Genomic DNA, 18,676 nt, shown 5'->3' on the forward strand with positions numbered 1-18,676 from the left:
CTTTTTTTATATTAGTTTATGAACGTCAGATATTCAACCCGCCACACACACTGATCGTCTGTCCCGTGATATAAGACCCCATGTCAGACGCCAGGAATAAAGTCGTATTCGCAATATCTTCCGCTGAAGCAAATCTTCCCAAAGGAATTCCCGCCTTATACTTATCGCCAGCCTCACCTTCTTTCAGATAACTGGTCATATCCGTTTCAACAAAACCGGGAGCAATGGAATTGCAACGGATATTGCGGCTACCTAACTCCTTAGCCACACTTTTGGTAAAACCAATGATGCCTGCTTTGCTTGCCGCATAGCTGCTCTGGCCCGCATTTCCCATTTCACCGATCACAGAACTCATATTGATAATGCTTCCTGATTTTGCTTTCATCATCGGACGGATCACCTGTTTGGTCATATAAAATACACTGTTCAGGTTCACTTTGATCACATCGTCCCACTGATCAGGCGAAAGGCGGAGCAACAGGTTGTCTTTTGAAATCCCCGCATTATTTACACAGATATCAACGGTTCCGAACTCCTTTAGCACGTCATTTACAAATGCCTCGCATTGCGCAAAATCGCCTGCATTACTCTGGTAAGCTTTCGCCTTCACTCCCTGCCCTTTCAGTTTCTCTTCCAGCGCAAGTGCTTTTTCTTTGCTGCTGTCGCTAACATATGTGAACGCAACGTGCGCGCCATGCTGTGCAAATTTTAAAGCAATAGCCTCGCCGATCCCGCGGGCTGCACCTGTTACGATCGCTACTTTGTTTTCTACCAGTTTCATTTAGTTATTTTAGTTGTAAGACAAAAGTCAAAATAAGTCAAAAGTAAAAATTCAAAAGTAAAAAAGCTTCTGCGAAAACCGTCAAACCGCATCGTATAGAATGTCACTCTTTTACTTTGACTTTTTACTTATCTCGCTGCAATTTCCTTCATCGCAAGTATCGCATCCACATACTCTCTTTCATTGCTTAATCGCGGCACTTTATGCTGCCCTCCCAGTTTCCCCTTACTTCTCAGCCATTCTTTAAAACTTCCTTTGGGCATTGCATGAACGATGGGAGAACGGAGCGCCATATTTTTGTGACGTTTCGCTTCGTAATCGCTATTGATACTTTTTAGTGCGGCATCAAGTTCATAAATAAAAGCATCAAGATCGGCGGGTTCCTGTTCAAACTCGATCAGCCACTCATGTGCACCGTTTGAGTCGCTGGAAAAATAGACCGGTGCGGCTGTATAATCATTTACTACAGCGCCTGTTTTTTCGCAGGCTTTGGTAATTGCTTTATCGGTGTTGTCTACGATCACTTCTTCGCCGAAGGCATTCATATAATGTTTCAGCCTCCCGGATACTTTGATACGATAGGGAGAAAGAGAGGTAAAGCTGATGGTATCACCCAGCAGATATCTCCAGAGGCCGCCATTGGTACTGATGATAAGGGCGTAGTTCTTATTCAACTCCACATCCTGCAAGCCAATAGTATTTGGGAATTTCTTTCCGTATTCGCTGACAGGCATAAATTCCATAAAGATGCCATGGTCAGTGAACAGCAGCATGCCGTCATCACCCGGTTTTTCCTGTGCGGCGAAAAATCCTTCACTGGCATTGTACATTTCAAGATAATGAATGTCTTTGCCGATCAGTTTTCTGAACTGTTCACGGTATGGTGTAAAGGAAACGCCTCCATGCATGTACAATTCCAGAGATGGCCATACTTCCGCCATGGTGGATTTGCCGGTGATCTCCAGGATGCGGCGGAAAAGAACAAGCGTCCAGGTAGGTACGCCGGAAATGGAGGTGACGTTTTCGTGTATAGTACTTGCAGCGAGTTTTTCGATCTTGCTTTCCCACTCGTCCATCAATGCGATGCTGAGATCCGGCGTGCGTAACCAATGCCCCCAGAATGGTGTATTCTGCAGCAACACGGCACTAAGGTCGCCATACTGGGCATCATTATTCATCGGATTGATATTATGACTTCCGCCGAGCACCAGTCCTTTTCCCGTAAGCAAAGCAGACTCCGGATTGAACTGATAATACATTGTCAGCACATCTTTTGCAGCCTTGAAATGACAGTCTTCCAGGCTTTCTTCACTGATAGGAATGAACTTGCTTTTATCGCTTGTGGTACCGCTGCTCTTGGCAAACCAGTAAACAGGCGTATTCCACAGAATATTCTGTTCTCCCTGCATAATGCGTTCGATATAGGGCTTCAGGTCGTTGTACTCATGTACGGGCACAGACTGTTTGAAGGAACGTATATTGAACAGTTCATGAAAGTTATACTTGCGACCGAATTCTGTGTACTGGGCAGAGGTTACCAGGTCCTGCAGGACCTCGCGTTGTGCATCCGCAGGATTCGTTTTCCATCCTTCTATGCGCCACTGGCGCATACGGGCAAGGGATGATATGGCTGGACTAAGCAGGCTCATCGCCCGGCAAGATAAGGAAAATGGTTTTTCGATGAACTAAAAGCGTTTAGTTCTGTCAGGTTGCTTTCAGGTGAAAACAAACCGGAGCAATTGTTGGGGATGGCTGCCTGGGAGTTTAAAGGTTTGAGAGTTCAAAAGTTTAAAAGTTGGAGACCCTTTCAATTTGTATTGAGCCGGTCAGGAGCAAACGGGTTTGACCAATAACTGCTTCCGAAAACGGGTATACCATGAACAGAGAGGGCTGGGATTGCGGCAGGTGGTAACTACCCGGTACTATGACTATACACCTAAGACGGGTCTATGCGGACGTCGGACGCGCCCATATCCGCATGGCCGTCAGCCTGACACGGTATTGGCGTAGGGGCATTGCAGAGAGCGCAAAGGGCGCTAATATTCCTTGCGTTCTCTGCGGGAGCTTTGCGTTCTCTGCGATACTCCTACGCCAAAATAATCTTATAATATCTTACCCTGAGGGCATCAGCCTGCAGCCTTCGCAGTGTTTTGCACGATCACAATAATTTGCCGGAGATTTCCGGCGATTTCATGGAGATCTTCTTTTAGCTGATCAATAACAGATCCATCGAAGTCGGTTGGTGTATCGTCTCCGGCGGCTTTGCCGGTCTTTACAGGGCGGTACCTGGAAAGATCCACCAGCGGAAGTGTTGACGCGGCAGATTTGAGCTCTCCGATATCTTTCTTTCCGGCATATTGCAATAAGCTGGCTTTTAATTCCGGGAGAAAGTTTGATAGTTCTTTCAGTCCGAAGCTTTCGGGATCGGCGAAGTCCTGTACGCTCAACCCGCGATCCTGGATCTGGCTGATCATTGCCAGCGCATTTTCTACCGAGGAGATTACTTTTTCCGGATTCAGTTCAGTTGCCTGTCTGCCGGCGGTGGTCGCCTTAAAAGCTTCTTCGTGGAGATAATCTTTTCGTTTCAGTTCGAAGTTTCGTCCGAGGTATAGCTTCTTTACCTGCTCATCCGCAGCGAGCGCCTCTGCTGTACCCTGCTGGAAGATCTTGCCATCGATCAGGAGATAGGCCCGGTCACATATAGAAAGGGTTTCTGTTACGTTATGATCCGTGATCAATATGCCGATATTCTTGTATTTGAGCCGTGCAACGATTGCCTGGATATCCTCTACCGCGATAGGGTCGATACCGGCAAATGGTTCATCGAGGAGAATGAATTTCGGACTCACGGCCAGGGCCCGGGCGATCTCTGTGCGTCTTCTTTCCCCGCCGCTCAACACATCGCCGTTGCTTTTACGAACGTGGTGGAGGCGGAACTCATCAAGCAATGATTCCAGCCTTTCCCTTTGCTCTGCTTTGCTCAGGCTGGTCATTTCCAGCACCGCGGAGATATTATCTTCCACGCTGAGTTTGCGGAACACGGAAGCTTCCTGCGGAAGATAGCCAATCCCCATTTTTGCCCTTTTATACATCGGAAGTGCGGTAATATCTTCTTCCTGCAGATATACATGCCCTTCATCCGGACGGACAAGACCCACCACCTGGTAAAAGGACGTCGTTTTACCCGCTCCATTAGGGCCCAGCAGACCCACGATCTCTCCCTGTTGTACCTCAAAACTCACATGATTAACAACAGTTCGCTTACCGTAGCGCTTAACGAGATCCTTTGCGTAAATGGCTATTGACATCCGGCAAAGCTAAGCTAAGCGTCAAAAGAGGCAAAAGGGAAAGAGATGTTTTGGGTAATCTTTGTCATTTTTATCCTGAGCAGCGGTCGAAAAGGTGTCAAACGGAGGAAAACTTCAAAAAATATGAAATAACTTCTTCTCCTCTTTTGCCTCTTTTGACGCTTAGCTTAGCTTTGTGGGTCGGCGAAAACCCGTCATAAAACATCTATGAAAGTTATTGATCACATTAACCAGGCAAAGGACACGCTGGTTTCTTTTGAAGTATTACCCCCTCTTAAGGGAAAAGGCATTGAGGCATTATATAAGCACCTGGACCCGCTGATGGAGTTCAAGCCATCATTCATCAATGTTACTTACCATCGCAGTGAGCATATTTTTAAGAAGCGGGCGGACGGGAGTTTTGAGAAGGTGGTAGTGCGCAAGCGTCCTGGTACGGAGGCGATCTGTGCCGCCATCATGAATAAATACAATGTGGATACGGTGCCGCACCTGATCTGTGGTGGTTTCAATATCAATGAAACAGAGGATGCGCTGATCAACCTGCGCTACCTCGGGATCGATAACGTGCTTGTACTGCGCGGCGACGCTGCAAAAAATGAAACCACGTTTGATGCAGAACCCGGAGGTCACCGTTACGCAAACGAATTGCTGAAGCAAGTGACAAATCTCAATGCAGGGATCTATATCGAGGAGGACCTGAAAGGTACCCAGCAAAGAACAGAATTCTGCATCGGGGTGGCGGGTTATCCTGAAAAACATTTTGAAGCCCCAAATATGCAGACTGACCTTCGTTACCTGAAAGAGAAGGTCGACTGCGGTGCTGATTATATTGTTACGCAGATGTTCTTCGATAACGAGAAGTATTACGCGTTTGTGAAATCATGCCGCGAAGCCGGTATCAATGTGCCGATCATTCCCGGATTAAAGCCGATCTATAACAAGAAGCAGCTGACCGTTCTTCCCAAAACCTTTCATATCGATCTTCCCGCAGATCTTGCCAATGAGATCCAGAAATGCAAGACTGATCAGGATGTTGAAGAAGTGGGCAAGCGCTGGTTGCTGGAACAGTCAAAAGACCTGAAGAAGAACGGGGTTCCTGTACTGCACTATTACACGCTGGGTAAGCCACATATCGTGGCAGACGTAGTCCGTGAGATCCGCTGACCCAGTCCACGAATTTTACGAATCAGAATCTCATTATAAAGAAAGATCCGCAACCAGGGCAATTGTCTGCCTTGATTGCGGATCCTTTTTTATCGTGTGCCAATTCGTGAAATCCGCGTTATTTGATCAGCGTATTTAATGCCGGCTGATTGACAGATACAGGGTATTTTGCTCTGAGCTTTTTGATCCATTCGGTTTCAAGCAGTGTCTGGTAATCGTTCATCACCAAACCCTTTGCTTCGTTGAAGGACCGTATGCCCTGTTGCGGATACACTTTGATAATGTAGGCAAAAGAGGCGGTATTATCGGCCTGGTTCAGGGTCATGGAAGTGACGGTGCCGGCTTTGGGCGTTTCTTTGGTTTGGCCGGGGAGCTGGGTCCATTCATAACGGGCAGAATCTCCCACAACTTTCTCATTATATTTTTCTGCGAGGGCCTTCCAGGCGGTGGGGCTTTTTTTAAGCTCTTCCGCAAGTGATTTGGCAACGCCCTGGTCATTGGAGAAGAATACGATCGCATCAGCGCTTGGTTGCCAGATATACTGCGCTTTATTCTTCTCATAAAGTTTTTCCAGTTCAGCAGTATCTGTTTGCGCTTTGTTCCATACTTCGCGTTGCATTACCTCGAAGAAGAGATTGCCATCCCGGAATTCGGCCATCTGGTTCCTGAAGTCTTCATTATAGTCCTCCAGGTGATCGCGGTAGTACTGGTACATCGCATTGTTTTTAAACTCTTCCATCAGCGACGGATAAGGGCGGACAGTGGCGCCACCTGGCATGTAACGGTATGATTGCACATGTTGCAACCAGTCAGAAAAACGGAATATTGAAGTGCCGATATGAAATACCTCCGTATCCATATTGATGTTCTGTGCCTGCCGGCCTGCGATCATACTGTCTGTAACGGCCCAAATAGTCGACTCCTTAATGCCTGATTGCTGAATGCCCGGCTTGCTTTTTACGCGGGTGTAAATGAAATCTTTTGCCGTTTTCCAGCGGTCATCGGCCCTAACACGCATTTCGAGCTGCTGATTGTTTTCCTTATCAGCTGCATTGGTTATAACCGGGATGAGCCGAAGCCGTTTTACAATATGATAGCCATGAGATGTTTTAAAAGGTTTGCTTACATCCCCGTCCTTTGCAAGGGCCCATACTGCTTTTTCGAATTGCTGATCATATTCACCAACACCGATCTCCGGCGTCAATCCATCGCGGGCAGCGCTGTTATGGTCATCGCTGAATGAAGCTGCCAGTTTTCCAAAGTCATCGCCTTTGAGAATGCGCAGATAAAGGGAGTCCGCAAGTTGTGCGGTTTTCCTGTCTACGGCATCACTTGCTGCCGGAGGAAAAGCCAGCAGGATCTGCTGGACCCTGATCTTCCCAAGGGCTTTTCGTTCGCTGATGTTTTTGAAAATATGATAACCAGCTTTTGATGTATACACTTTTGAATGACGGCCTGCGGGTGTTGAGTAAAGCAGGGTTTCCAGTTCATAAGGCAGGGTGAATACCGTTACAAAGCCGAGATCACCTTTGTTGGATGCAGCTGCAGGATCGTCTGAAAGTTGTTGTGCCACTGTAAGAAAGTCATCACCCTTTGCCAGCCGCTTCTCTGCGCCGGTCAGCTTCGCTTTTGCTGCCGCTGTATCTGACAGGCCATCTTTAGAGGTAAATGAGATGAAAATATGTGCTGCGCGAATGTCTTTGAGGCTTCGCTGAAAGGCTTCTTTGGAAAGACGGGTTACGGCTTCAGGATCGCTCATATAGTTATCAACGATCGTATTCCTCAGGTTTTCTGTTTCGAGCTTGATTTGTGCAAGGGTATCGTAGCCAAGATCGTAAGCCGTCTGGATCTTCAGCTTTGAATTGATATACAACTCAAGATATTCCTTCATGGCCTCCGCCTTTGATCTGTTGCCGGGCGGATTATTCTTGTGGAACGCTTTCATAAACTCTTCTGAACTGGCCTTATGCGAGCCGTAGGTAAAGAGTGTTTGTGACGAAGCCGATGCTGTTATCAGGCAAAACAGGGTTGCGTGCAGCCAGTGTTTGATCATAGTGATGGTTTCAAAAAGAGTATAACGGTATAAGGTCAGGGTTAGTGCCCTCCTGTCGTAAAGCTTCCGCCTTCACCAGTGCTATGGCGGATAGAACGGTGGGCGTGGTGCCGGCGTTTGGCACCGTCAGCCGCGCCTGAACTCAGGGTTGTTTTAATTTCAGCTGAAGGATCTCATCTGTCTGTTGCCAGGTCAGTTTTTTTGCAACGATCCTTTTCTCTTTATCCAGCAGGTAAACGGTTGGTACAATCTGTGCATCATAAAGTTGCGAATAGCCAGGGATACCGGCCGATATACGTTTATCCTCTTCTTCTTTTGAATAATAGACATTGGTCCATTCGCCCAGGCGATGTTCGCGGACGAATTTGAGCCAGTCATTCTTCGTGCCGTCTGTTTCTTTCGCTACAGAGAACATTTTTACGCCGGCAGCTTTCCATTTTGCCCGGTACATCGAGTCCAGCAAGGGAAGTGTTTCCCGGCAATGGCCGCAGGTAGGATCCCAGAAAGTGACAACCGTAAAGCGTGCGGTATCACCATAAAGATTCTTTACCACACCTGCTGTATCCGGCAGGGAGATATTTTCTGCTGGATTGCCCATGATATTTGCCATCAGGCTGTACGCACGGTCAGTGATCATCTTTTTCCCCTGAGGCGTAAGCCAGTCATATTCTTTCTGGGAAAAGTATTTTGTAAACAGGTTGACAAAAACGGCATCTTCCCACATATAGCGCATATTCAGGTAGCGGGTCACAAAGCGGACGAGCAGGATGCGGGTCACTTCCTTGCTCGGGCTCGCAAAGGCCAGCATGCGGTCGATCTCTTTATTTACCGAGTCCGGCGAAGGATAAACAAGTGTGTTGAAGTACTTGTCGACGCGTTCTTCAAACAGGGATGCCGGGGTACGGGTGATACGGTCATCCCAGAAATCGATACCGTCCCAGTAATGATCTTTAAAATAGCGATAGGCAAAGGTCGAATCGTATTTTCCACCAGGATGCTGGCTGGCGGGAGGGACTTTGGGTTCCTCCATCAGGTGCATCAGCACCGTGAGCAGGCTGTTAGGGTTTGTAGACGAAACCTGTTTGCGGAATGCGGTGATCTCATCAGTAGCTTTTTTCATTTCCGCAGTAAAGCGAGCGGAATCTCCCGGATTCCGGGTTGCTCTCAGCAAAGAATTGAGGGAATCGATCTTTCTTCCTTTGTTGGACATCTCCTGCTGATACAGGGAGAAAGCGTCATTTTCTGGTGAATTCACAAACTTTCTCTTCCGGATCGGGTCACTTGTATCAGCGATCACACTGAAATGCTGTTGTTTATCCACGAGTACTTCAAGGAAACGGTCTTTTTTCGGATAGGCGATAATATAGATCCCGCCTCCAAGGGCTTTATCTCCTTTAAAAACACCTTCACTTTTGTCATTCAGCATCACCGAGTCTACCACCGGGAACTGCTTACCCGAATAATGCCCCAGGTATACATACTGGTTTACGATGGGCTTCAGCGTCACTTTTATTTCATATCCTTTTTGAGCGGCCACCCAGGCACTTACTCCAATTAAAGGAATGAGGATCAATTTCTTCATAAGAGATGAATAGTCGGATAAAGTTAGAAATAGTTTTCCGGCCAGCAAAAGGCGATGACAGATGGCTGTTGCGCGGTTTGCTGGCTGCGGAAGGTAAATCACCTTGCCCGGACGCGTTCGCAGACAAAATGGTTCGATAAGACAAGACATTTACTTTGAATGATTGATGATCGTCCAATGGTCATCGACCATCGGCCATCGCCTTTTTCGTACATTCGCGCCCGTGAGCAGAAAAAAGAAAAATATCGTTCTCCCCCAGGTTTTGGTGGAAGATTATGCGGCTGAAGGGAAATCCCTCGCCAAAGTGGACGGAAAAGTGGTTTTTATTGAGGGTGTGGTACCCGGAGATGTAGTGGATGTCCGGCTGGGTAAGAATAAAAAAGACTGGGCGGAAGGATTCCCACTGAAATTTCATAGTTATTCGCCGGAAAGAGTAGAGCCTTTTTGCCAGCATTTTGGCGTTTGCGGGGGCTGCCAATGGCAGATGCTGCCATATACAAAGCAGTTGCAATACAAGGAAAAGCAGGTGAGAGACAATCTGCAGCGCATCGGGAAAGTGGCTCTGCCGGTGATCCAACCGATCCTGGGCGCGAAAGAGACGAGATATTACCGCAATAAGATCGAGTATACCTTCGGGAACAAGCGCTACCTGCGCAAAGAAGAACTGAATGATCCGGCTGTGAATGGTATGCAGGATGTGGCGGGCTTCCATGCACGGGGGATGTTCGACAAGATCGTAGATATTGAAACCTGTCATCTGCAGGAAGAGCCAACCAACCAGATCCGCCTCGCGATCCGGGAATTCGCCCGGAAGAATGACTATTCCTTCTATGATATCCGGAATCACCAGGGATTCATGCGGACCATGCTTGTCCGCCTTTGCACGACGGGTGAACTGATGATCAACATTGTGTTTGGTGAAGACAATCGTGAAAAGCGGGAGGCTTTGCTGAACTATGTACTGGATAAATTTCCTTCCATCACCACGCTGCTTTACACGATCAACACGAAAAAGAACGATAGCATGTTTGATCTTGAGCCGGTAGCATATCATGGCAAAGGCTACGTGATGGAAAAGCTGGCTATTGCTGATGGCGGAAAAGAGTTTTTCTTCAAGATCGGACCGAAATCATTTTTCCAAACAAATACCCGCCAGGGAGAACAGCTTTACCGCATTACCAGCGAGTTCGCAGAACTGACAGGTAAGGAAACGGTCTATGATCTTTATTGCGGCACGGGCAGCATTGGCATTTTTGTTAGCCCCGGTGCGAAAAAGATCATCGGTGTGGAGGTGATCCCGGCAGCGATCGAGGATGCTAAAGTGAATGCGTCGATCAACCAGCTTCAGGATGCGGAGTTTTATGCAGGTGATGTGATCGATATCTGTGATGATGCGTTTTTTGAAAAACATGGCAAACCGGATGTGATCATTACCGATCCGCCACGGGCAGGAATGCATGAAAAGCTGGTGAGGAAGATCCTCGATATGGCTGCGCCAACTGTGGTGTATGTGAGCTGTAACCCGGCGACGCAGGCGCGCGACCTGAACTGGCTGGATGAAAAGTATGAGGTGACAAAGATCCAACCCGTCGATATGTTCCCCCACACACTGCATATTGAGAATGTGGTGCAACTGAAACTCAAAACGAAAGACTAAAAAACGTAAGAAAGCTGTACATCCTTTCTCCTCTTATTCCGTTAGCTTAAATTTGCTGTCATGAATGACTACCGTTATACGCGGCCGGAGCAATTTCCCCCGATCGTAAAAAACCTTATCATCATTAATGCGCTGGTTTTTGTCGCGCAATTATTGTTTGATAGCCAGATCAATCTTACGCATAAGCTGGCAATGTGGCCTATCATACCTGAGCAACTCAAGGCGCAATTGATACTTTCGGGTATTATTACGGATGATCAGACGTTCAAGCCTTATCAGATTGCGACCCATTTCTTCACGCATTCTACCTCGTCGTTTTTCCATATCCTGTTCAATATGTTCACCCTGTGGATGTTTGGACGAACGCTGGAGAATATCTGGGGCCCTAAACGGTTTCTTTTCTTTTACCTCTGCAGTGGGGTAGGTGCGGCGGCGCTTCACCTGACCATTCAATATTTCAGGGCAGAACCGTTGCTGGCTGCGTTAGAGTCTAACAATGAGCAGGCAATAATCAGCAATATTGGAGCCCTTGCTCCGGCCGTGGGCGCATCGGGTGCGGTAATGGGACTTATGGCGGCGTTCGCTTATCTGTTCCCGAATACAGAATTTTATATGATGTTCATTCCCGTACCGATCAAAGCAAAATGGCTGGTCCTCGGATATGCTGCGATCGATCTATTCGGAGGAGTAGCCAATATTGCAGGAGATAATATCGCCCACTTTGCCCACCTTGGAGGCGCAATAACCGGCTTTATTATTGTATTTATCTGGAACAAAAACAACCGCCGGACGTTTTATTAGAAGCTGGTAGTAATTGTCCAGTCCTTTCACCCTTTTTCGCTCTAATTACAAGCTGTATGGCATACCACGAACAGGAATATCAAAAACGTCTTTCCCTTGCACAGGCTAAAAATGCGCTGATCATGCTGGTCGCCATAAACCTTGTGCTGTTCGTGATACTCATCTTCATCCAGGCGATCTATTATCTTCAGTTCGGGGATGGTGCATCTGTTGCATTCCAGTCACGTGTACTCAAGTGGTTTGCGCTACCGGCTGAGCCAGCGCAGATCCTGGGCAGACCATGGACGATCCTGACCCATATGTTCGTTCACATTGACACCTGGCATGTATTGGGTAATATGCTCTGGTTATGGACATTCGGTTATATTCTGCAGGACCTTACCGGCAACCGGAAGATCTTCCCGATCTATATCTATGGCGCATTGCTGGGAGCCCTGGCCTTTATCCTTTCGTATAATATTCTTCCCACATTGAAGCCGTTTTTAGGTGTTACAAGCGCCTTCGGCGCTTCCGCGGGTGTAATGGCGATTGCCGCAGCAGTGACCACCATCGCTCCCGGTTACAGGATCTTTCCCATGCTTAACGGTGGTATTCCGATCTGGGTGATCACTATTTTGTACCTGATCATAGATCTTGCCTCCATCAATATCTCAAACCCCGGCGGTCATATTGCTCACCTGGCCGGCGCCCTCGCAGGTTTCCTCTTTGTAGTGGCATTCCGCCGCGGGCATGACCTCGGAGCCTGGATGAATAATGCATTTGACTGGGTAAATGATCTGTTCGATCCTGAAAAGCCGAGAAAAGGCAGGAACGTAAAGACGGACCTTTTCTATAAATCAGGCACACGCCCCTATAAAAAGACGCCTAATGTAACTTCTCAACGGGTGGATGAGATCCTGGACAAGATCAGTCAGAAAGGCTACAGCGCACTTACAGATGACGAAAAGGAACTTCTTCGCCGGGCCAGCAAAGAAGATATTTAGCTCCCGCATATTTCCGCAGATCAGCCTGTAACTGTTTTTTAGCAAAAACATTACTGCAAATTGGCTTGAAATCAGGAAATTCGTCATATGGCCAGTAAGGTGCGTGTATTTACAAAAGGTTTCCTGGTTTTTCTCAACGTGGTGGCGGCAATTGCCTTTCTGCTGGCATGCATTGCGCCTTCGCTTGACCCTGATAAATGGTGGTTCATTTCATTTACCGGCCTCGGGTTTCCTGTTTTGTTATTGATCGTTATCCTGTTTATGATCGGCTGGTTGTTTGTAAAAAAGCGACTCGCGCTTATCTCCGCTATCGTATTGATATTCGGCATCCGCGGCATCAGCACATTGTTTGCTTTTCATGTTTCATCCGCAAACGGATTGCCTCCACACGCAAAGGATTCATCAACAGTTCGCCTTGCTACATGGAATGTAGCCCGGTTTGTTGAAATGAAACGAAATAACAACAAAGGAAGCCAGACACGTCTGCGCATGATGGAACAGATACAGCAAAGCAATGCTGATATCCTCTGCCTCCAGGAATTCTTTCATTCACGGGCTTCCGATTATTATCCGAATCTTACTTATATCAGCCGTCATTTCAATTACCCATACTATTTCTTTTCACATGATGATGACGGTGACAGTCACTACACTGGCAGCGTCATATTCTCCCGTTACCCGATCATTGACAGCGGGCTGATCCGTTATCCAAGGCCAACGCTTCCTGATGCATTGATGCATGCAGATATAAAAGTCGGTAAGGATACGATCCGCGTTTATACAACGCATCTCCAGTCGCTTCAGTTCAATAGCGGCGACTATGAGAGGATCCAGCAGATCAGCGAAGGGAAGGATGGGATGGTTTCAAACTCAAAAGCCATTTTTGGCAAGTTGAGAACGGCAATGTCTAACCGGAAGATCCAATCTGATATTATCGCACAGGTATTGGGTGATAGCCCGTATCCTGTGCTGTTTTGCGGAGACCTGAACGATATACCTCATTCTTATACTTACAAACAGATCCGCGGCGATATGCAGGATGCTTTTTTGAAAAAAGGTTTCGGCATTGGCCGGACATTTTCGGGACTAGCGCCCACCTTGAGGATCGACTACATTTTTGCAGATCCGTTGTTTCGGATAAGCGGTTTTGAAAGGGTTGTGAAACCGTATTCCGATCATTTTATGCTCATGGCGGATATTGGGCTGGGGAAGTGAAGGGAGGCCCGGCGTAGGAGTATCGCAGAGTGCGCAAAGAATCGCAGAGCGCGCAAAGTATCGCAGAGCGCGCGATACTCCTGCCGATCTAACCCTGTCGAAGGGTGAGGTCCATCCGCTCTCCCTCATTTCACCTATTTTTGCACTTCACTTGAATTTTATGAGCGAGTTAAAAGTTTACAATTCTTACAGCAGACAAAAAGAAGTATTTACCCCGATCACGCCGGGACATGTGGGTATGTATGTGTGCGGGCCAACAGTAAGCGGAGAGAGTCATCTTGGACATGCCCGCCCTTATGTGACATTTGATGTCGTTTTCCGTTATCTCAGTCATCTCGGATATAAAGTCCGTTATGTGCGCAATATCACTGATGCAGGACATTTCGAAGAAGAAGGAAGGGAAGCAGAAGATAAGATCTCTAAAAAAGCAATGCTGGAGAGGTTGGAGCCGATGGAACTCGTGCAGAAATACACGAATCTTTTTCATTGGGCAATGGAGCAGTTCAACACACTGCGTCCTTCTATTGAACCAACCGCAACCGGGCATATCGTTGAGCAGATCGGAATGATTCAGGAGATCATCAAAGCAGGATATGCTTATGAAGTAAATGGTTCTGTTTATTTTGATGTAAAGAAATATGCAGCCAGCCATGACTACGGAAAACTAAGCGGACGCGTGATCGATGATCTGCTGGAAACTACACGTGATCTGGACGGGCAGGAAGAAAAACGTGACCGTGCGGATTTCGCTTTGTGGAAAAATGCAGCGCCTGAGCATATCATGCGCTGGCAAAGTCCGTGGGGTGTTGGTTTCCCCGGCTGGCATATTGAATGCTCTGCGATGGCGACAAAATACCTCGGTAGTAAATTCGATATCCATGGCGGTGGAATGGACCTGATGTTCCCTCACCATGAAAGTGAAATTGCGCAAAGCACGATCTGCAATCATGAAGCGCCGGTGCGTTACTGGATCCATAACAATATGATCACCATCAATGGTAAAAAGATGGGAAAGAGTTATGGGAACCAGATCACCCTGACGCAAATGTTCAGTGGAGATAACCCTATTCTCGAAAAGGCCTATCACCCGATGGTGATCCGTTTCTTTATTCTGCAAACACACTATCGCAGTACACTTGATTTCGGGAATGAAGCCCTGCAGGCTTCTGAAAAAGGATTGAGAAGACTTTGGGACGCATACGAACACTTAAAGAAACTGAACTGGGAGGAGACGTCGCCGGTAAATGATGAGCAGGATAAAAAGGTAGTCAGGCTTATTTCAGAGTTCGACGAGTTTATGAACGATGATTTCAGCACGGCAAAGGTGCTCGCAAATATGTTCGAACTGGTCAGTATGATCAATTCAATGAAGGATAAAGCGATCGCCGTTTCGTCCATCTCGAAAGAAACATTCGACCTGATGCAAAAGCAATTCACGGTGTATATCGAAGATATCCTTGGATTGAAAAGTGTAACGGAAGCTGACAGCAACAAACTACAGGGGATCATGCAATTGCTGATCGACATCCGCAAGGATGCGAAAGGCAAAAAAGACTTTGTTACTTCGGATATGATCAGGAATCAACTGGCAAAACTGGGAATTTCACTGAAAGATGAAAAAGGTGGTGAAATGTCCTGGACAATTGAATAGTGCATACGCGTGCAAATAACTGCTAAGAGCGCTAAGGAATACAAAATATGCTTAACGCTCTTAGCATTTTTCCCATCCTCTGCGATACTCCTTCGCCACTCAACTGTCACCCTTTTACCCGCTTGTTCAACTTCCCCATCACTTTACGGAACAGTGTTTTTATATGATCGATCTCCTGCTGATGAGACGTAAGTTTTCGTGTGCCGAAGTACAATGTATTCGTTGATCTCTCATAACCATCCCAAAGTAATTGTATCTGCCCGGCTTCTATTTCGCTGAAGCAAAGAAAATCCGGTATGACCGCCAGCCCTGTTCCGCCACTTAAGCAACGAACGATCGAGTTCAGATTGGGCACAATGTAGTTCGGCCGGAACGCAGGTTTCTTTCCGAAGTTATGGTTCCAGAAATGAAACAGGTGCTCCATATCGCCGGTTGTTCCATACCATTTTTGCTGCTTCAGCCAGTCTTCAAGCTGTAGTTTGTTCTTTGCTTTCAGTACTTTTTTGAAGGCTGCCGTATCTACATCTTTTCCGCCTACGAGAACGATAGTCTCTGTAGAAAATGCTTCATGTTCGATCGCGTCAGAAATTCCTTTCTTAGGAGTGATGATCAGATCAAGAATCCCCTTTTCCAGGTGATCCAGCATTTCAGGATACTCTCCAAAACTGATGATCAGGTTGAAGGGTAATGAGGAAACGTATTGCTCCAGCGTGATCTGAAATGTCTCAAAGCACATTCCGACACTGATCGTTGGGGTATGCTTTTCAATCGCCCGCTGAAAATTCTTTTCGACATCTTCCAGTTTTGCCAGCGGTTCTGCGATGGCGTTATATAAGATCTTCCCGCGTTCTGTGGCGATCATTTTACGTCCTGTCCGGTCGAACAACTTATATCCAACATAAGCCTCCAGCGAGCTCAAATGCAAACTCACGCCGGGTTGGGAGACAAACAACGCTTCCGCCGCGCCGGTTAAAGTGCCTGTTTTATAGATCGCTTTGAATGTGCGATACCACTCCAGGTTGACCATACTGCTATTAGTTTTATAATACAAATGTATTAATCATCTTATTTCTATGATACATCTAACGGGTTTAATTTTGCTGTCTATAATAAATGAAAACAAATGAAAAAGATATTTATAATCAATGGAGGTCAGCATTTTGGTCACTCCGGCGGACGGTATAATGATACCGTAGCGGCTGAAACGAACTCATTTTTTGCCGGCCAGGAAGGGGCGGAGATAAAGCAAACGAATATCTCTGAAGGTTACGATCCTGTGGAAGAAGTAGAGAAGTTTGTATGGGCGGACGTAGTGGTCTATCATACACCCATCTGGTGGTTTCAACTACCATATGGGTTTAAGAAATATATTGACGAAGTGTTTACCGCTGGTCATCAGAAAGGGATTTATCATAGTGATGGCCGCAGATCGGATAACCCGAAGATTAACTATGGCACGGGTGGTATGTTGCATGGTAGACAATACATGCTTACGACGAGTTGGAATGCTCCCGACACTGCGTTCACTCTTCCCGGTGAATTTTTTAATGAGAAGAGTGTAGACGAGGGCCCGCTGTTTGGCTTCCACCGCATGAATGCTTTCACAGGAATGAAACCGCTGACCAGTTTTCATTTTCATGATGTTGAGAAGAATGCAGATGTGAACAGGGATATGGCGAAGTACCGTCAACACCTTGAACAACATTTTACCGCTGAACTTAAAGAACTGGCAGCATGAAGATCTATTTAACTGCGATCGTTAAAGCAAAAGAAAGCAGCAGCGCAAAAGTGCTTTCCGTATTGCACCACATGGTGGAAGAAACACGTAAGGAACCTGCGAATGAACTTTACCAGCTTCACCAGGATCTTACAGAGGAGAATGTTTTTGTTTTCTATGAGATCTGGAAAAGCGCTGAAGGACTTGCTTCGCACAATGAACAGCCTTACATAAAAGCATTCGCGGACCTGGTCAACGATCACTTGACAGAACCTCCGGCTATTTATCAAACAACACTGATCACCTAGAGAGTATTTGTTCTTCGCAAATGATGCGTAGAATAAGATCGACGACCATATTTTCAGTAGGAGAAGGGCGGTAAGTATCGGAGCATCCGGTTACTTTATCGCCCTTAACATTTCCCGTTTCCCCCAGGGCCCTTGTGGTTTGGTTACCTTGAACCCGGCGGCTTCCATTGCCCTGCGAACAACCGACTTGCTGCAATAGGTGACAAGTATACCTCCCGGTATAATGGCCCTGTACAGTTTCTCAAACATTTCTGTTGTCCATAACTCTGCCTGGGCTGTAGGCGCAAACGCGTCAAAGTAGACCACATGAAATTGCGGTGACGAGGAAAAGTCCTGCAGCAGGATTTTTTTCTTGCACAAAGTAAAGTTGCTGAGAAGGCGGACCTCTTTCTCCCATTCACTGTTATGCAGCTGGTCAAAATACTTTTCCAGCTCCGGGGATTCCAGTAAGGCAGGATAATTCAGCAAAGAAGTCTTTTCTTTTTCGAGAGGATAGGGCTCGAGGGAGGTGTATCCGATAGCGACGGGCGACCGCAGGCATTCATGCAGAGTGAGTAATGCGTTCAAGCCTGTGCCGAATCCCACTTCCAGTATATTCAACGCCTGATCCGGAAACTTTTCCTGTATATGATGCAGCCCTGCCCTGATAAATACATGTATCGACTCCTGCAAAGCCCCATGGATGGAATGATACATCACATTCATCTCCGGTATGGATATGGAGTGTGAACCATCCCTTGTAGTAAAGATCTCCCGTTGCATGCGGCAAAGTTAGCAAGTCATCGGTATTGTTGTAGTTCATCCGGGCCATTTCCTTAATTTCACTCATGCATTATATAGAACATCTTTCTAAAGACAGAAGGCTGAAGAAGTTGTTTGCGGGTGGTACCACTTACCAGCTGAAGAAGCGGAAGAACATTCCTCTTTACCTGTGTGCGTCCATCATGAGCCAACAATTGTCTGTTAAAGTAGCGGATGTGATCTATCAGCGGTTTTTGAACCTGTTCGACGGGGAAGAACCTACCCCGCAACAGGTGATCGATACACCTTCGGAAACCTTGCGGGCCATCGGGCTTAGTAATGCAAAAGTGAGTTATGTAAAAAATGTAGCAACATTCGCTGTAGAGTTTGGGATGGAACACAGGAAGCTGGCAAAAATGACGGATGAAGAGGTGATCATGTATCTTACCCGGATCAAGGGAGTTGGCCGGTGGACAGTTGAAATGCTGCTGATGTTTGCGTTGGGAAGGGAAGATGTATTTGCCATAGATGATCTCGGCATTCAGAATGCCATGATCGGGATCTATAAGCTGAAGAGGGAGGATAAAAAGAAGTTCAGGGCGGATATGCTGCGGATCTCTTCCAAATGGACACCTTACAGGACCTATGCGTGCAGGCATCTCTGGCGCTGGAAGGATAATGCACCGGAGAAAAAAGGATGACCTGATTTTTTAGT

At 46.9% G+C, this 18,676-nt stretch carries 16 protein-coding genes; 9 read left to right on the forward strand and 7 right to left on the reverse strand.

All coding sequences use genetic code 11. The features are described 5' to 3' along the window. Positions 1-25: 25 nt before the first annotated feature. The 3 genes from fabG to lptB form a co-directional block, all read right to left on the reverse strand. Positions 26-781 (reverse strand): 3-oxoacyl-[acyl-carrier-protein] reductase, encoded by a 756-nt coding sequence (fabG, locus tag LZZ85_RS17440; protein ID WP_237874622.1) that lies wholly within the window; start codon positions 779-781, stop codon positions 26-28. 128 nt (positions 782-909) lie between these two features. Continuing rightward, complete coding sequence (locus LZZ85_RS17445) at positions 910-2,430, reverse strand: GH3 auxin-responsive promoter family protein (RefSeq protein WP_237874623.1); 1,521 nt, start codon at positions 2,428-2,430, stop codon at positions 910-912. Between the two features lie 477 nt (positions 2,431-2,907). Continuing rightward, positions 2,908-4,089, reverse strand: a complete 1,182-nt coding sequence (gene lptB / locus LZZ85_RS28845) for an LPS export ABC transporter ATP-binding protein (protein WP_237874624.1) — start codon at positions 4,087-4,089, stop codon at positions 2,908-2,910. 207 nt (positions 4,090-4,296) lie between these two features. Between lptB and metF the strand changes: the two genes are divergently transcribed. Continuing rightward, the gene (gene metF / locus LZZ85_RS17455) at positions 4,297-5,253 is read left to right on the forward strand and encodes a methylenetetrahydrofolate reductase [NAD(P)H] (RefSeq protein WP_237874625.1); all 957 of its coding nucleotides are present in this window, start codon (positions 4,297-4,299) and stop codon (positions 5,251-5,253) included. 118 nt (positions 5,254-5,371) lie between these two features. Here the strand turns inward: metF and LZZ85_RS17460 are convergent, their stop codons facing one another. After that, on the reverse strand, positions 5,372-7,306 hold the full coding sequence (locus tag LZZ85_RS17460) for a peptidylprolyl isomerase (protein WP_237874626.1): 1,935 nt from the start codon (positions 7,304-7,306) through the stop codon (positions 5,372-5,374). A gap of 142 nt (positions 7,307-7,448) precedes the next feature. Beyond that, entirely contained in the window at positions 7,449-8,888 is a 1,440-nt protein-coding gene (locus LZZ85_RS17465) for a TlpA family protein disulfide reductase (protein WP_237874627.1), read from the reverse strand. 223 nt (positions 8,889-9,111) lie between these two features. Between LZZ85_RS17465 and rlmD the strand changes: the two genes are divergently transcribed. From rlmD to cysS, 5 genes are all read left to right on the forward strand, one after another. Next, a complete protein-coding gene (rlmD, locus tag LZZ85_RS17470) occupies positions 9,112-10,545 on the forward strand; it encodes a 23S rRNA (uracil(1939)-C(5))-methyltransferase RlmD (protein WP_237874628.1) in 1,434 nt (477 codons plus the stop codon). 60 nt (positions 10,546-10,605) lie between these two features. Further along, complete coding sequence (locus LZZ85_RS17475) at positions 10,606-11,346, forward strand: rhomboid family intramembrane serine protease (RefSeq protein WP_237874629.1); 741 nt, start codon at positions 10,606-10,608, stop codon at positions 11,344-11,346. 56 nt (positions 11,347-11,402) lie between these two features. Further along, positions 11,403-12,329 carry a rhomboid family intramembrane serine protease gene (locus LZZ85_RS17480; protein WP_237874630.1) on the forward strand — a complete coding sequence of 309 codons (927 nt, stop codon included), beginning with the start codon at positions 11,403-11,405 and terminating at the stop codon, positions 12,327-12,329. Positions 12,330-12,416: 87 nt separating this feature from the next. After that, complete coding sequence (locus LZZ85_RS17485) at positions 12,417-13,544, forward strand: endonuclease/exonuclease/phosphatase family protein (RefSeq protein ID WP_237874631.1); 1,128 nt, start codon at positions 12,417-12,419, stop codon at positions 13,542-13,544. 160 nt (positions 13,545-13,704) lie between these two features. Further along, positions 13,705-15,195: a cysteine--tRNA ligase gene (gene cysS, locus LZZ85_RS17490; RefSeq protein WP_237874632.1), complete on the forward strand. Its 1,491-nt coding sequence runs from the start codon at positions 13,705-13,707 to the stop codon at positions 15,193-15,195. Between the two features lie 106 nt (positions 15,196-15,301). Here the strand turns inward: cysS and LZZ85_RS17495 are convergent, their stop codons facing one another. Continuing rightward, entirely contained in the window at positions 15,302-16,222 is a 921-nt protein-coding gene (locus tag LZZ85_RS17495) for a LysR family transcriptional regulator (protein WP_237874633.1), read from the reverse strand. A 96-nt stretch (positions 16,223-16,318) separates the two neighbouring features. Between LZZ85_RS17495 and LZZ85_RS17500 the strand changes: the two genes are divergently transcribed. Continuing rightward, a complete protein-coding gene (locus LZZ85_RS17500; RefSeq protein WP_237874634.1) occupies positions 16,319-16,933 on the forward strand; it encodes an NAD(P)H-dependent oxidoreductase in 615 nt (204 codons plus the stop codon). Continuing rightward, positions 16,930-17,220, forward strand: coding sequence for a putative quinol monooxygenase (locus LZZ85_RS17505; RefSeq protein ID WP_237874635.1), 291 nt, complete (start codon positions 16,930-16,932; stop codon positions 17,218-17,220). Before LZZ85_RS17500 ends, LZZ85_RS17505 begins: the two co-directional genes overlap by 4 nt. 90 nt (positions 17,221-17,310) lie before the next feature. On the opposite strand, the gene mnmC2 is transcribed toward LZZ85_RS17505, so the two are convergent. Continuing rightward, the gene (gene mnmC2 / locus LZZ85_RS17510; RefSeq protein WP_237874636.1) at positions 17,311-17,982 is read right to left on the reverse strand and encodes a tRNA (5-methylaminomethyl-2-thiouridine)(34)-methyltransferase MnmC2; all 672 of its coding nucleotides are present in this window, start codon (positions 17,980-17,982) and stop codon (positions 17,311-17,313) included. Positions 17,983-18,047: 65 nt separating this feature from the next. Here mnmC2 and LZZ85_RS17515 point away from each other — a divergent pair, with 65 nt between their 5' ends. Then, the gene (locus tag LZZ85_RS17515; protein WP_237874637.1) at positions 18,048-18,662 is read left to right on the forward strand and encodes a DNA-3-methyladenine glycosylase family protein; all 615 of its coding nucleotides are present in this window, start codon (positions 18,048-18,050) and stop codon (positions 18,660-18,662) included. Positions 18,663-18,676 lie beyond the last annotated feature (14 nt).

The organism is Terrimonas ginsenosidimutans, from assembly GCF_022012415.1.
Taxonomy (GTDB): domain Bacteria; phylum Bacteroidota; class Bacteroidia; order Chitinophagales; family Chitinophagaceae; genus Terrimonas_A; species Terrimonas_A ginsenosidimutans.

Bases quoted from the DNA above. Each gene is read 5' to 3' on its own strand.
- fabG (WP_237874622.1), bottom strand. From the start codon at position 781: ATGAAACTGGTAGAAAACAAAGTAGCGATCGTAACAGGTGCAGCCCGC.
- metF (WP_237874625.1), top strand. From the start codon at position 4,297: ATGAAAGTTATTGATCACATTAACCAGGCAAAGGACACGCTGGTTTCT.
- LZZ85_RS17495 (WP_237874633.1), bottom strand. From the start codon at position 16,222: ATGGTCAACCTGGAGTGGTATCGCACATTCAAAGCGATCTATAAAACA.
- LZZ85_RS17460 (WP_237874626.1), bottom strand. From the start codon at position 7,306: ATGATCAAACACTGGCTGCACGCAACCCTGTTTTGCCTGATAACAGCA.
- LZZ85_RS17445 (WP_237874623.1), bottom strand. From the start codon at position 2,430: ATGAGCCTGCTTAGTCCAGCCATATCATCCCTTGCCCGTATGCGCCAG.
- LZZ85_RS17505 (WP_237874635.1), top strand. From the start codon at position 16,930: ATGAAGATCTATTTAACTGCGATCGTTAAAGCAAAAGAAAGCAGCAGC.
- lptB (WP_237874624.1), bottom strand. From the start codon at position 4,089: ATGTCAATAGCCATTTACGCAAAGGATCTCGTTAAGCGCTACGGTAAG.
- LZZ85_RS17475 (WP_237874629.1), top strand. From the start codon at position 10,606: ATGAATGACTACCGTTATACGCGGCCGGAGCAATTTCCCCCGATCGTA.
- LZZ85_RS17465 (WP_237874627.1), bottom strand. From the start codon at position 8,888: ATGAAGAAATTGATCCTCATTCCTTTAATTGGAGTAAGTGCCTGGGTG.
- LZZ85_RS17480 (WP_237874630.1), top strand. From the start codon at position 11,403: ATGGCATACCACGAACAGGAATATCAAAAACGTCTTTCCCTTGCACAG.
- mnmC2 (WP_237874636.1), bottom strand. From the start codon at position 17,982: ATGCAACGGGAGATCTTTACTACAAGGGATGGTTCACACTCCATATCC.
- LZZ85_RS17485 (WP_237874631.1), top strand. From the start codon at position 12,417: ATGGCCAGTAAGGTGCGTGTATTTACAAAAGGTTTCCTGGTTTTTCTC.
- LZZ85_RS17500 (WP_237874634.1), top strand. From the start codon at position 16,319: ATGAAAAAGATATTTATAATCAATGGAGGTCAGCATTTTGGTCACTCC.
- LZZ85_RS17515 (WP_237874637.1), top strand. From the start codon at position 18,048: ATGCATTATATAGAACATCTTTCTAAAGACAGAAGGCTGAAGAAGTTG.
- cysS (WP_237874632.1), top strand. From the start codon at position 13,705: ATGAGCGAGTTAAAAGTTTACAATTCTTACAGCAGACAAAAAGAAGTA.